Genomic DNA, 13,119 nt, shown 5'->3' on the forward strand with positions numbered 1-13,119 from the left:
GCTCCGCTTACGGCAAACACTGCCGCCGGAGACCTCTGGCAAGATGAAGCTGTTGGAAACGAGAAGAGTTGACAAGTGCCACTGCCGCGCTTGCAAGCCGCTACCTATGACCATAGCACAGAGTTCTTACAGTTAAGCGACAGTTCACTAATAGTTATGGGGTTTGCTGCAACTTCAATCCTGTGTGCAGGGTTTCCAAAACAAGCGTTAAATGACCGTCTCTTAGGGCTGGCCAGTGTAGCCACAATCCAGAGAAGTGCCCACTGCGAAAAATGCCGTGGTCATCGGGCGCTTGACGGCGGTAGCTTGTTCCTTCCCTGAGATACCAGTGAAAATCCTGCTCCGGTACCACCCAGACCAAGTATTCCTGAACCCCACAGCGACAATAAACCTCTAGTTTGTCGTGGAGATCGTAGGCGGCACTGCTACTGGCAATTTCGACAATGAGTTCAGGCGCCCCTTCAAGATAATCATCCCCGCTGATACAGGAGGTGCCATTGACAAGGCGCAACAGGGCATCGGGTTGCACCACTGTTTGGGCATCTAAGCGGACGGTGGCATTATCGAGCACCATGACGTTGGCTGTTGCCACTTCAAAGGCCATCAACCAGCCCATGACGAGACTGTGGGGACGGCTGTGGGAATTCACCCGCACAGGGGAGGCCACGTACACGACTCCGTTAATGAGTTCAGCTTTTTTAATATGGGGACATTGGGCATACAGGCGCTCAAAGGCCTCGCGACTGAGGCGATCGCCACTCTCCAACATTGGCACTGTCCCCTGCGGAGCTGCAAACATGATCAGCGGATTTGCCCTGCACTGCTTGCCTCTATTCTAGGCTAGGCGGAAAGGCCAATTGTGGTTTCTGAGAGGCGGCCATCTTCCATGTGAATAATGCGATCGGCGACATCAAGAATACGGTTATCGTGGGTCACAATTAAAATGGTGCAGCCCTGTTCGCGGGCAAGGGTACGCATAATTTCCACCACATCGCGACCGGATTTTTTATCGAGGGCAGCCGTCGGTTCATCGGCAAGGACAATTTTGGGATGTCCCACGAGAGCGCGGGCAATCGCCACCCGTTGCTTTTGCCCCCCCGAAAGTTCATGGGGATAGTAGTCAAGGCGCTCTCCAAGGCCAACGGCACAGAGCATGGCTTCCACCCGCTCTCGAACTTCCTGTGGACTGAGGTGGGGTTGCAAATCCAGCGCCATTTGCACATTTTGGCGAGCCGTCAAGGCATGGAGCAGATTGTGCCCTTGGAAGATGTAGCCCGTTTGCCGCCGAATTTGAATCTGCTGCTCTTTTGTGGCGTTGCGTAGCTCCTGACCCAGAACCCGCAGACTGCCCTCTTGTGCCGATCGCAAGGCACCGATCAGGGTTAACAGTGTGGTTTTCCCTGACCCCGAAGGCCCCGTCATGATCACAATTTCACCCGCCTCAATGCGAGCGCAGAGATCAAAGAGAATTTGCTTGCGCAGTTGCCCCTGACCAAAGTAGTGATTGAGGCCTTGAATGTGGATCACTGGCTCCATAACACCCTCCTAGAAAATATCGGCAGGATCAGCCGCTTGGATCCGCCGCATGGCGATCGCCCCCGAAAGGGTACACATCAGCACTGTGAGGGTAAAGACCAAACTGGCGCGCTCTACGGTCATCCACACTGGCAGTGACGTGGCTCTGGCAATCAGGATGTAGAGTAAAAATGACACGATAAAGCCTGGAACATAGCCGATACAGGAGAGAATCAAAGACTCCTGCATGACCACGCCATAGAAGAAGATATCGCGGTAGCCCATGGCCTTGAGGGTGGCATACTCCGCCAAGTGATCCGTGACATCGGTGTAGAGAATTTGATAGACAATCACCGAGCCAACGATAAATCCCATCAGGGCACCAAGGGAGAAAATAAAGCCAATGGAGGTACTCTTTTCCCAATAACTGCGCTCAAACTCAGCAAACTCCTCACGGGTCATCACCAGTACATCATTGCCGAGGGAAGCATTCATCCGCCGTGCCAATGCTTTCGTATTCACCCCCGGCTGCACCCGTACTAAACCCACATCGATTAGCCCCGGATGACGTTCGGGGAAAAGGCGCAAAAAGTTCAAATCACTCGTGAGCAAATTACCATCGGCACCAAAGTTGGCTCCCATGCGAAACAAGCCTGCCACGGTGATTTTGCGGCCAGAGACTTCGGTCGTGACCTCTTCCCCCTGGCGGTATAGCTCAGGAATCGGGCCAAACTCAGCGCGGGATTGGGCATCAAAAAGAACATGGTCCGCTAGCTTAATCGCATCTTGCCAGTGGGGGGTATCGGATACGGCAATGGACACCGCCAGCGGATCGACGCCAATCACCATCAGTTGGCGAGTACTTTTGTTAATGGGATTGCGCCAGAGACCAAAACTCAGGTAGAGGGGAGAAACCGACTCGACCCCTTCAAAGCCCGCTGCTTGGTAGAGTCGCCGCCGCGGGAAGCTGCGCATGGCAATCAGCGCCGTGGATTGGGGACTAATGAGGACAATATCGGTGTTTAAGCTCTCGTGGAAGCGCACTGCCGCCTTAAAGAGGGCATCGCGAAAGCCAAACTGCATCAGCATCAGCACCACTGCAAAGGCAATGCCCGCGATCGCCACCAAGAGCCGAATGCGCTCTCGAATCAGTTGTAGCCAAGCTAAGGGAATTGCAAAAATCATCCTTGAACCTCAGCGCGGATCAATGGCAATTTCCACTTGCATATTTGTTAAACCCGCCACCGGCTCACTGTTGTCAAGGCGAATTTTCACTTCCACAACCCGCGCATCGGTTTTTGCGGCTGGATCCGTATCAGTCACGTCATTCTTGGCCACCACCAAACCCACTTGCGCCACGCGGCCGGTAATGGGGGCCTTCAAGGCACGACTGCGAATTTCCGCGGGCTGACCCACCCGCACACGAGGAACATCGGTTTCATAGACTTCAGCAACGGCATACATTTGATCGGTGTTGCCCAGTTCGAGAATCCCGCGTTCGTTGATGGTTTCGCCGGCTCTGGTGTGAATCCGCAGCACCCGACCATTGCGGGGGGCGCGAATAATGGTGCGCTCAAGGCGGGCTTCTGCCAGTTGCAGATTGCGCTCTGCTGAGAGGAGCTGCACTTGGGTTTGTACCCGTCCCAGATTGGCTTGGGCGGCTTCGATCTGAGCAGTGGCGGTGGCAAGTTCCGTACGCCGTTCCTCCTGTAGGCGAACAAGGTTGGCTTGGGCGTTGCGTAATTCTTCCTGTAAGCTCCGAACGCGAACTGTGCGATCGTCGAGATCCTGTTGCGACACTGCCCCATTGGCAAAAAGTTGGGCAAAACGCTGATATTCGCGGTTGGCGGTCTCGAGTTCCGCTTGAATGCGTTGAATCGTAGCCTGCTGGGCTTGAATGGCAGCAATGGCCGGTTCATTGGCGCGATCGCGCCGCCGCTCGGCTTCGGCAATTTGAGCAAGGGCGAGGCGGGTTTCGGCCTCATAGCGTAAGCGGGCTTCCTGCAACTGACTGACCGCCAAATCGCGTTCGGCTTTGCGCTCCGGATAGGTATCTAAATAGGCAAGGGGTTGACCGGCCACCACGCGATCGCCCTCGCGCACTAACAACTGTCCCAATCGCTCCGTCATCGAGGGAGCACTGACGGCCACAACTTCCCCTTCGGGTTCCAATCGACCCAAGGCGGTAATGCGATCGCTCATGGGATTAGCAAGGGCTGCCTGAATTGTCTGTTCTTCATTGACCCGTTGACGTTGCTGCCAATAGTTCAAACTGAATGCCAAGCTGCCTAATCCGATGGCGATCGCCCCCCCGATCAGCCATGGACGACCAACTTTGCTGAGAAACGGCTGTCCCATGGGACGACCTCTTGAATGCAGTGCAGTCAAAAATAACAAGTGTTACCTCATCTTAATATAGACGCCCTCGGTTATTAAGGAATGCTAAGTGCTAAGCAAGTCGAGGCGGTCGCCGACCACAGGCTCGCCAAAGGGTTTGCCGTTCTTGGGGCAGAACCTCGCGCCATTCTCCGGGGGCAAGGCCACTCAATTGCAGATTGGCGATCGCCACGCGTACCAAGCGCAGCGTGGGTAACCCTACCGCAGCCGTCATGCGGCGGACTTGGCGATTGCGACCTTCCCGCAACGTTAGACTTAGCCAGTGGGTAGGAATAGAACGACGATAACGAATGGGTGGTTCCCTAGGGGGTAAAGGGGGTTCCTGTGCCAGTACCTGGACAACCGCAGGTCGCGTGCGACAGCCTTGGATGACAACGCCTTCGGCCAACTGCGTCAGAGCTGCGGGGTTGGGTTCACCTTCTACCTGTACCCAGTAGGTACGCGGATGGCCATAGCGCGGATCCGTCAAGCGGTGCTGCAACCAACCATCGTTGGTGAGAAGAACCAGCCCCTCGCTGTCATAGTCCAATCGCCCTGCGGGATAAACATCGGGAATGGGAACATAATCCTTGAGGGTCGATCGCCCCTCTTGATCTTGAAACTGACAAAGCACTCGATAGGGCTTATACAGGAGAATGTAGCGATGGTTCATGGTTAGGAAAAGTCTAACCGCGACGCCGTTTTACCTCAGTTTATGACCTAGTAAAGCCTAGGGGGGAATGCTAACCGTAGACTTAGAAGTTTCTGGCTCAATGGCCAGTCTACTGCCGCCCACAGTGTTGATTCCCAAATGTTTTGCAATTGTAGATCACAAAACAATATTGGCAGTCACCAACGTCGCAGCCAAACCAGAGCTACTATAGCACATCTACTCTGGGGGCTGGCTTTAGATATCGAGGTTTTCTAGGGCCAACTGGGGGCCATAGGTCTCGATAAATTCGCGACGAGGTGCCACGCGATCGCCCATCAGGATGGTGAAAATGCGATCGGCCTCAGCAGCATCTTCAATTTCCACCCGTTTGAGAATGCGCGTCTCTGGGTTCATCGTCGTTTCCCACAACTGCTCAGGCATCATTTCCCCGAGACCCTTAAAGCGCTGGATCGTGTAATTGGCATTTTCCGGGAAGGCGGCAATCTGCTGCTGCAGCTCGCGATCGCTATAGCAATAGAAGTGCTGTCGCCCGCGTTCGACCTTATACAGGGGTGGGCAGGCAATATAGACAAAGCCTTGGTTAATCAATTCCTGCTGATAGCGATAGAAAAAGGTCAGCAACAAGGTGCGAATGTGGGAACCATCCACATCAGCGTCTGTATTGTGGGCACACAACCCACCGACACCGCAAATAAAGTTTTCATCCCCCTCCACTGAGAAGTCATAGACATACTCACCCACGGGTGGAATTTCCGCAACTTGCGTCACCTCTAGTGCCATTAAGTCTTCACTAATAGGGGTAAAAGCCAGTGGCTTGTGGTGGGGCGAAGCCAGATAGGCCTTCAGGGATTCACTGTGGGGATGACGCTGCCAAATGGGCCGAGCAGCTTCCAGTTGGGGTTTACCGCTCAGGGTGAGGCAATGCACTTCGTGGCGGGTTTGTACCCGTGAATTGGCAACGGCTTCTGGTTTTAGCGTTGTCCAGCTTGCTACCCAACCCAACTGACCAAACAGGTAGAGGAGGCCATCTTTGAGGGTAGGAGAAGTGGTGGTCATAGAGATGTGGCTGTGGGCGATCGCCCCATCGCCGAGGAAATACCCCTCCAAAAAGGCCAACTGTAGCTCTAGGGGCACCCGCCACACCAAGGAGGGCAGGCACTTCTCGTGGGCTTTGCCCCCCACCCCCAAGGCTTTGAGTAAACAGGCTGCCAAGACACTGTGGAAGTAGAGCTTTTGCCCTTGACTGTCAGGATCCGCATCGCAGCGAGGAGACTCGCCAAAGAGGGTCTCAATGGTACGGCAGAGTTCAGGGATAAAGGGCTGTTTTTTTCGCCCTAAGCTGAGGCTAACTTGATGTTGACTCAGGCTTCCCTCGGCTACATACCAACCTAAAAACCACAGTAACTCCCGATTAACCTCTAAATATCGGCCAAAAGCTTTGTTATGGTGGGCACGGGGCACGAGTTGCACATCCCCAGTGAGGCACTCTAGTTCCGCAAGGGTAAAGCTATCGAGGGGCTGATAACCGCTGATTTGGCGGTAGGGGGCATTTTTGCTGTCGTCACTTTGATGCTGAATCCTCTCAAGCCGCGACGGTAACGTTTGGTATTGCAGTGGCTGATGCCACTGAATGGCCTCGAGGTAATTGAGGAAGTGTTTCAGTGTGGGCGTGGTTTGACCCCGTTCCCATTGGGAAATGATGATGGCCTGTTTGACCCCCACTTGGGCAGCAACGGCCTGTTGACTGAGCCCTTGGACGTGACGCGCTTGCCGTAGGGGTTCCCACAGCTGGGGATCATAGGCAACACGCGGTTCTTGCCCCTCCGAGGAGCACTCGACCCGTGCTAGGAGTTGTTGGTCACACAGGGCTTTGACACCTTCCCCCTTGAGATACAGTCCCTCCGTCAGACCCGCTTGGTAAAACAAGTGCAGCAGATCAATGCGCTCAACAATTGGGGGACGCGGTAAGCGGCGACTGGCAACAAGGCGATCGCCCACTTGAATCTCATTTCCTTTTTTCAACTTGATCTGACCGTCTTCATAAACATAGACACTGTGGGAGGCCGTCACCTTAATGGAGCGATGGTAGCGGGTTTGAATTGCATACATTGGCTCTTCATGGGAATGGCGAATCACTGCCTTCAGGGGTTGAAAGCGAGTCTGACCCGTCTTGGGATCAAAGGACATCACCTGATAGTGCTCAGCAATCCGTTGCCCCTCAATGCACTGATCAATAAACTCGCCAATTTTGACCAATTCCACCTGCCCGTAGGCATTCCTGACAAGGGTGGGTTCATCCCCGGCCACACTCATAATAATGATGCGGTGATAGCGCAACTTGGCAGGGTCAAACTCCTCTCCCTTTACGCCTAAACCAAGGGCAGTAATTAAAGACTGTACCTCGTTATTCTTGTAAATTTTGGCATCATCGGTTTTTTCAATGTTGAGAATCTTGCCCCGCAGCGGCAAAATCGCTTGGAAGCGGCGATCGCGCCCTTGCTTGGCACTGTTGTGAACAAAAACGCCACTAGCCAGCGCAAAGTTATGGGTTCCCGGCACTTCTAAATCGTAAACATCAATCTTTTCACCCATAACCTCAATTGAGACAATGCGATGGTTATAGTTTTTGATTGCTTCTAAGGCACGATTTGAATCGCCATCAAAGTACCGATTACAGAAAGTTTTAAAGCGTAAGAGCGACTTATCACGTGTTTGGCAACGATATTCGCGATAAGACTCTAAATCAATATTAGCTTGTTCTAACTCAATTTTCTTTAGGGCTTTAATTGTTTTGTCAAAGTAGGTCTTTGATAGTGCTTTTTTCCGCTTCTGACGGCACTTCTCCTTAACTTCAGGATGATCTAAGGTTTTATCAATGTGCTGGCGATGAAGTTCAAGATGTGCATCAGCAGACAGACGAATCAGATTCGTGGGATTATTGTTTCGCTTGTTGAAGTCAACATGATGACAATGCTCACCACTTTCTAAGGTGTATTTTCCTTGCCAGCGGTTATACCAATCTGCAAGCATGTGGGTAAACAGCCAAGAATTTGATCGAGGATCCCAAACCCTTTCGTAGCCATCGATCGTAATTCCCAAATCAGCGCTGCTAGATGCTTTTCGATAAAGTGGCATTAGGGAATCATCGGGAGTTAACGCCTGTGCCTCTTTATACTCACCATTGCGGAGCATGAAACGGTGATCGGGGGTGCAGATAATCACCTCGCCGTTGTCAAGGGTGAGCTTAATGACTTCAGCATTTGTTTTAGTTTTGCGGACGTTGACCAGTCGCTCAATACCAATCGTGCCATCGTGGCGAATTGTGTAGCCAAAATGCTCCTTGCCTGCCGCTTGTTCTGCCATTAACTCCACAAAACTGAGGCAACGGCCATCGGCGAGAGCCACCTTTGTATCACCAGCAAAGCAGCCACCGGCAGAATCACCTTCGACAATGAAAATTTCCGAGACAGCGGGATCCCGTGAACTGCAATCCGCCAATTTCCCCGGCAGCGTCGAAGACTCCAGCACCGACTTGCGCCGTACCATTTCCCGTGCCCGCCGCGCCGCTTCAGCCGCATTAAAGGCTTGGATGGCTTTTTCCAAAATCGTGTCGGTGACGGTCGGATGAAAGTCAAGGTATTCCGTTAGGGCTTCGCCCACAATGGCATCCACAATGCCGCGTACTTCGGTATTGCCCAGCTTGGTTTTTGTTTGCCCTTCAAATTCGGGGTTGGGTACCTTGACGGAAATGATCGCTGTCAGGCCTTCGCGAATGTTTTCCCCCGCCAAATTGGCATCCCCCTCCTTGAGTTTATTGCGCTTGCGGCCAAGGGCATTGAGGGTCCGCGTTAGGACTGCCTTTAGCCCCTCCATGTGGGTACCGCCATCAATGGTGCGGATATTATTGGCAAAGCCTAGCAGGTTTTCACTGTAGGCATCGGCACACCACTGTAGGGCTGCTTCCACCTGCACATCGTTTTTTTCCCCCTGAATGTAGATGATCTCTGGGTGAAGGGGTTCCTTTTCCTGCACCATGTAGCGGACATATTCACGGATACCGCCTTCATAGCAGTAGGTTTCACTCAAGGGGGGCGTAACGCGCAAATCCTTGAAATCAATACGAATGCCGGCATTGAGATAGGCCAGTTCCCGCAGCCGTGTCATCAGCACCTTGGCGTCAAATTCAATCGTTTCTGTGAAAATCTGGCGATCAGGAAAGAAGGTCACTGAGGTACCCCGCCGTTCCTCACTATCGGGGGTCTTTTCGAGGGGAGTAATGGGAACCCCCCGTTCATAGCGCTGATGATGGACAAAACCATTACGCCAGACCGTCACTTCTAGCCATTCCGAGAGGGCGTTGACCACAGAGACACCCACACCGTGCAACCCCCCTGAGACTTTGTAGCCACCATCGCCAAACTTGCCCCCGGCGTGGAGCACCGTCATCACCGTCTCAACCCCAGAGACGCCGGTATCGGGGTGAATATCCGTTGGAATCCCGCGCCCATTGTCGGTGACCGTGACGGAGCCATCAGCATTGATCTGAACTAGAATGGTGGAACAGTATCCTGCTAAGGCTTCATCAACGGAGTTGTCCACGACTTCATAAACCAAGTGGTGGAGTCCCTTGGGGCCAGTGCTGCCGATGTACATCCCCGGTCGGGTTCGTACGGGTTCAAGGCCTTTGAGCACCCGCAACTGGGCAGAGGAATACTCGGCGGTCATGGCAACTCCCTAACTGCTATAGAATCGAGGCAAATGCGTCTTCACTTGCCTAAATGTCAAATCTGACCTAAATTTTAGCACATAAGGGTTATAGGCGATTCTAGGAAATTTTCAGGCTGTATTTGAGTGGGGGATGCAGGGCTAATTGTTATTGGGGGGGCAACGGCCACCGGCAAAACGGCACTGGCGATCGCCCTCGCGCAGCAATTGAACAGTGTGATTTTGAGTGCCGACTCCCGCCAAGTCTATCGCGGCTTTGATGTTGGCACCGCCAAGCCCACCCCTGCCCAACAACGCCAAGTGCGCCACCACCTCATTGATATTTGTGACCCCCGCGATACTCTGACCCTGGCCATTTATCAAGCCAAAGCCCAAGCCCTGATTGCCCACTACCATGCCCAAGGGATCACGCCCCTCTTGGTGGGGGGGACAGGATTGTACATCCGCAGTATTACCCAAGGGCTAACGATGCCCCAAGTCCCACCGCAACCACATCTACGGGCACAGTTGATGGCTCTAGGTCAGCAGGAATGCTATCAATGGCTTCAGCAGGTGGATCCTGTGGCGGCGCAACGCATCCATGCCCACGATCACGTGCGTACCCTGCGGGCTTTGGAAGTCTATTACGTAACGGGGGTACCCCTCAGCCAGCAGCAGCGGCGCGAACCGCCTCCCTATCCGATTTGGTACTTTGCCCTAGCGGGGGGCGATCGCCAACAGCAGCGGGCACGGATTGAAGAACGCACCCAGCAAATGCTGGCCATGGGATGGCTCGATGAAATTCGGCAACTGCAAGCGCAGTACGGTGATGAACTGCCCCTATTAGATACACTGGGCTATCGCGAGATGCGCCAATATCTGCGGGGAGAACTCACCCTTGAGGCGGCGATTGCCCTCACGGTACAGCACACCCAACAATTTGCCAAACGGCAGCGGACGTGGTTTCGGGCAGAACCCGGCATCCATTGGCTGCAAGCCACCACCCTAGAGGAGCAACTAGCAGAGATTCAAGCACAACTGGGAATATAGCCCAGCACCACCTCAACAAAGCGGCGGATCAACTGATTGGCGTAGGGGGTAGGACGGGCTGTTTGCTTGAGTTTTTCCAGTTCGGCAGTGCCCAATTGATAGCGATCGCAATAACGGCTAATGCGGGCAATCAGGTCGCGATCGTCCACCTCGGGATGAAACTGAAAGCCATAAAAGGGCTTGCCCTCCAAGCGAAAGGCATGGTAGGGACACAACTCACTGTAGGCCAGTAAGGTCGCTCCCGCTGGCAGGGTCAAGGCGCGTTCCTGATGTCCGGAAATGGCCAAAAAGGGATTGGGAAAGCCAGCAAACAATGGATCCGCAACCCCTGCTGGGGTGAGATACAAAGGGTAGGTGCCCATTTCCATGGCCTCGCGATCCACAATCACTTGCCCTCCCAAGGCCTGCACTGCCAATTGAAAGCCAAAGCAGGAGGCCAACACGGGGATCTCCTGCTCAATACAGGCCAAAATTAAGTCCATTGCCGGCGGTACAAAGCGATAGATCTCTGGCTTGAGCACTGTGGCATCACTGGAGCCACCGATAAAAAGGGCATCAAAGCCTTGAATACAGTCGGGGGTAAAGTCAGCACACTCAAAGCCATTGAGCACTGTAAATTGCTCGGCGGCCAAACCGCTCAAGCGGATAAATTCTGCCAATTCCTCCTGCTGCGTAGTGCGATCGCCCCGTGCCTGAAGCAGTAGAATCCGTAGGGACTTCACCGTTCTCTAGCGTTTAGAAATCTCAATGGGCTGAGGGGTCGGTGGACGTTGGGTGTCCACGAAACTAAAAACCAGAGACGTTTCAAAAAGTCCCACGATTTGCTTGAGGGTTGGCTGCATCCGCGTTTTGCCCGTCATGCCATAGGCCACAGCAAGGCCACAGGCGCCCTCAAGGTCATTGACCTCCTTGATCCAATCGAGGAGCAGCGAACCACTTTCGGGGTCAAAGGTATCCAAAAGCCAAAGATGGTTGGCATTGGTTTGGGCAAGGAGCATGACTATTTGCTCGGGACCTGAGAGGGGAAAGACCGTTAGATGGTGAATGCCGCCCTCCTCAGCAATTTTGGCGGCGAGCGTCTCCGCTGCGGCTTTTTTGGTTTGAATCGTCAACACGGGATAGCCCTCAAACGCCTCGGGAATCTCCCCCCGTTGATGGTAAGAGACGGCTGCTTGTAATTCCTGTAGCTCTTTCGGCGGAAACAACTTAAAGAGGATATAGGCTTCCCCCGGAATTGCTTCCGTATCAATGGGAATCTGGTGCTGTGATTCGCTCTCCTCAGGGTCACCATTGATTTCTGCCATCATCGCTGGCACTGTTGCCACGTGCACCTGATAACTAAGGGCAGAATGGCGGGGTGAAGGAATCTTGAACCTCAGGTCTAGTTCAGGGCACTCCTCCTTCTCAAACTGTTTCTTGGTCTTTTTCCAGAATTTGATCAGAGCCTCGATTGCCACATAGACCATTTCCGCTTCTTCAGGGGCGTAAAAGGGTCGCATTCCCTCCAAAGGATGGATGACACCCGGTTCAATGGTGTAAAGATGCCCCTTGAGGACAAAAGAGAGATCATTGCCTAAATCCCCTTCGTCAACCTCGGAAAAATTCAAGAAGAGACAATCGTTGCGCAGAACCGTTTCCTCTAAGCGCTCATCATCGTCTTCGTCAATGTAGGGATATTCTTGATCAATCTGCTGCCAAAAGTTGCGTAGTGCCTCCTCCCCGCGGTAGAGCATTAGACCAAAGTCACGGTTGGCCCCTTGGGGGTTCACCAGTACCGCAAAGAGGGTGGGAGAGTCCCAAGCGTCGCAGTGGAGTTTAAGGGGGGTAAGACTGTCTAGGCGCCGCCAGATGTCCAGTTGAGCAAATTCCCTAATTTTCTGTTTGTACAGAGAAACATATTCAGGGGGGAGCACCTCGATATCTTCATCATCACTGGTGACTTCCGCCGCAATGAATTCAAAAAATTCAGCCAGCAGGGGAATGTGGGCTTGATACTCCACCTGAATATCGAGAGGAGCCACCACACCGCGCAGAAAAAATTGCAACTCGCGGTCATCAACGATGATGGTGTGGGGACGGCAGGGCTGAGCTTGGGGATGGCGGGGATATTCGATCGCCTGCACCAACAGCCGCATCAGTTGCTCTGGGGTGGGTGGAAACTGACCCACCTCCATGCTGCGTACCCCCTGATCCTTGGGATCGAGCCAAGCCGCACAAAAGACCTCGTCGTTCTCGCTGTCCAGCCTGCGGCCGCCACCGACCCAAATGGCGGCAACTTGCGGTACATTCAACAGACGACGGATGGTCGCAGCGGGTAGGCTCACAGGGCGATCGCTCCCAATTCGATAACCTTTCCACTCTAGCAAATGACGCAAATGGGTCGCACTAAGTATTTATTGGGGTTTGATCCAGGGCGGGACAAGTGTGGGTTAGCCCTTGCCCTTGGTCAAGAAGTGGTGCGCTATGAAGTGGTGGCCAGCGATCGCGCGATCGCCCGTGTCCAAGAGTGGCATCAAGCCTATCCATTTGAACAGGTGATTATGGGCAATCAAACCACCTCCCGCCAGTGGCAGCAACAATTGCAAGCGGCTTTGGCTGTAGAAATTATTCCAGTGGATGAGCGCAATAGTACCCTAGATGCCCGCGATCGCTATTGGCAACTCTTTCCGCCCCAGGGTTGGCAGCGGCTGATTCCCAAGGGGTTGCGCCTGCCCCCCCGACCCATTGATGATATTGTCGCCATTGTGCTGTTAGAACGCTACTGTGGTTATCCCCTGCTGCTCAGTCAGAGGCAATAAACT

General features: G+C 53.5%; 10 protein-coding genes, 1 other RNA gene and 1 pseudogene. 2 read left to right on the plus strand and 10 right to left on the minus strand.

The window, feature by feature from the left end; genetic code table 11:
- Nucleotides 1-154: 154 nt before the first annotated feature.
- The 8 genes and pseudogenes from RHK62_RS02070 to RHK62_RS13085 all read right to left on the minus strand — a co-directional run.
- Nucleotides 155-799 (minus strand): Uma2 family endonuclease, encoded by a 645-nt coding sequence (locus RHK62_RS02070; RefSeq protein ID WP_302678715.1) that lies wholly within the window; start codon nucleotides 797-799, stop codon nucleotides 155-157.
- Nucleotides 800-840: 41 nt separating this feature from the next.
- Nucleotides 841-1,536: a DevA family ABC transporter ATP-binding protein gene (locus RHK62_RS02075; protein ID WP_206200858.1), complete on the minus strand. Its 696-nt coding sequence runs from the start codon at nucleotides 1,534-1,536 to the stop codon at nucleotides 841-843.
- A 9-nt stretch (nucleotides 1,537-1,545) separates the two neighbouring features.
- Nucleotides 1,546-2,700: an ABC transporter permease DevC gene (devC, locus tag RHK62_RS02080; protein WP_206200859.1), complete on the minus strand. Its 1,155-nt coding sequence runs from the start codon at nucleotides 2,698-2,700 to the stop codon at nucleotides 1,546-1,548.
- Between the two features lie 9 nt (nucleotides 2,701-2,709).
- Nucleotides 2,710-3,873 (minus strand): ABC exporter membrane fusion protein, encoded by a 1,164-nt coding sequence (locus RHK62_RS02085; RefSeq protein ID WP_206200860.1) that lies wholly within the window; start codon nucleotides 3,871-3,873, stop codon nucleotides 2,710-2,712.
- Nucleotides 3,874-3,964: 91 nt separating this feature from the next.
- Nucleotides 3,965-4,564 (minus strand): pseudouridine synthase, encoded by a 600-nt coding sequence (locus RHK62_RS02090; protein ID WP_310453195.1) that lies wholly within the window; start codon nucleotides 4,562-4,564, stop codon nucleotides 3,965-3,967.
- A gap of 10 nt (nucleotides 4,565-4,574) precedes the next feature.
- A non-coding RNA gene (gene ssrS, locus RHK62_RS02095) (6S RNA) lies at nucleotides 4,575-4,761 on the minus strand.
- A gap of 37 nt (nucleotides 4,762-4,798) precedes the next feature.
- Nucleotides 4,799-7,144, minus strand: a complete 2,346-nt coding sequence (locus RHK62_RS13080) for an LAGLIDADG family homing endonuclease (protein ID WP_399377914.1) — start codon at nucleotides 7,142-7,144, stop codon at nucleotides 4,799-4,801.
- Nucleotides 7,133-9,217 (minus strand): annotated as a pseudogene (locus tag RHK62_RS13085) (ATP-binding protein); the annotation flags it as partial. The gene RHK62_RS13080 and the pseudogene RHK62_RS13085, both read right to left, overlap by 12 nt.
- 198 nt (nucleotides 9,218-9,415) lie before the next feature.
- On the opposite strand from RHK62_RS13085, the gene miaA reads away from it, so the two are divergent.
- On the plus strand, nucleotides 9,416-10,318 hold the full coding sequence (gene miaA / locus RHK62_RS02105; protein WP_310453197.1) for a tRNA (adenosine(37)-N6)-dimethylallyltransferase MiaA: 903 nt from the start codon (nucleotides 9,416-9,418) through the stop codon (nucleotides 10,316-10,318).
- On the opposite strand, the gene RHK62_RS02110 is transcribed toward miaA, so the two are convergent.
- Nucleotides 10,297-11,040, minus strand: a complete 744-nt coding sequence (locus RHK62_RS02110; RefSeq protein ID WP_206200864.1) for a type 1 glutamine amidotransferase — start codon at nucleotides 11,038-11,040, stop codon at nucleotides 10,297-10,299. The two genes, miaA and RHK62_RS02110, sit on opposite strands and share 22 nt — an antisense overlap.
- Before the next feature lie 6 nt (nucleotides 11,041-11,046).
- Nucleotides 11,047-12,642 carry a DUF6930 domain-containing protein gene (locus tag RHK62_RS02115; RefSeq protein WP_310453198.1) on the minus strand — a complete coding sequence of 532 codons (1,596 nt, stop codon included), beginning with the start codon at nucleotides 12,640-12,642 and terminating at the stop codon, nucleotides 11,047-11,049.
- Nucleotides 12,643-12,684: 42 nt separating this feature from the next.
- Here RHK62_RS02115 and RHK62_RS02120 point away from each other — a divergent pair, with 42 nt between their 5' ends.
- A complete protein-coding gene (locus tag RHK62_RS02120; protein ID WP_302678719.1) occupies nucleotides 12,685-13,116 on the plus strand; it encodes a resolvase in 432 nt (143 codons plus the stop codon).
- Nucleotides 13,117-13,119 lie beyond the last annotated feature (3 nt).

The organism is Thermosynechococcus sp. HY213 (genome assembly GCF_031460975.1).
Lineage (GTDB): Bacteria > Cyanobacteriota > Cyanobacteriia > Thermosynechococcales > Thermosynechococcaceae > Thermosynechococcus.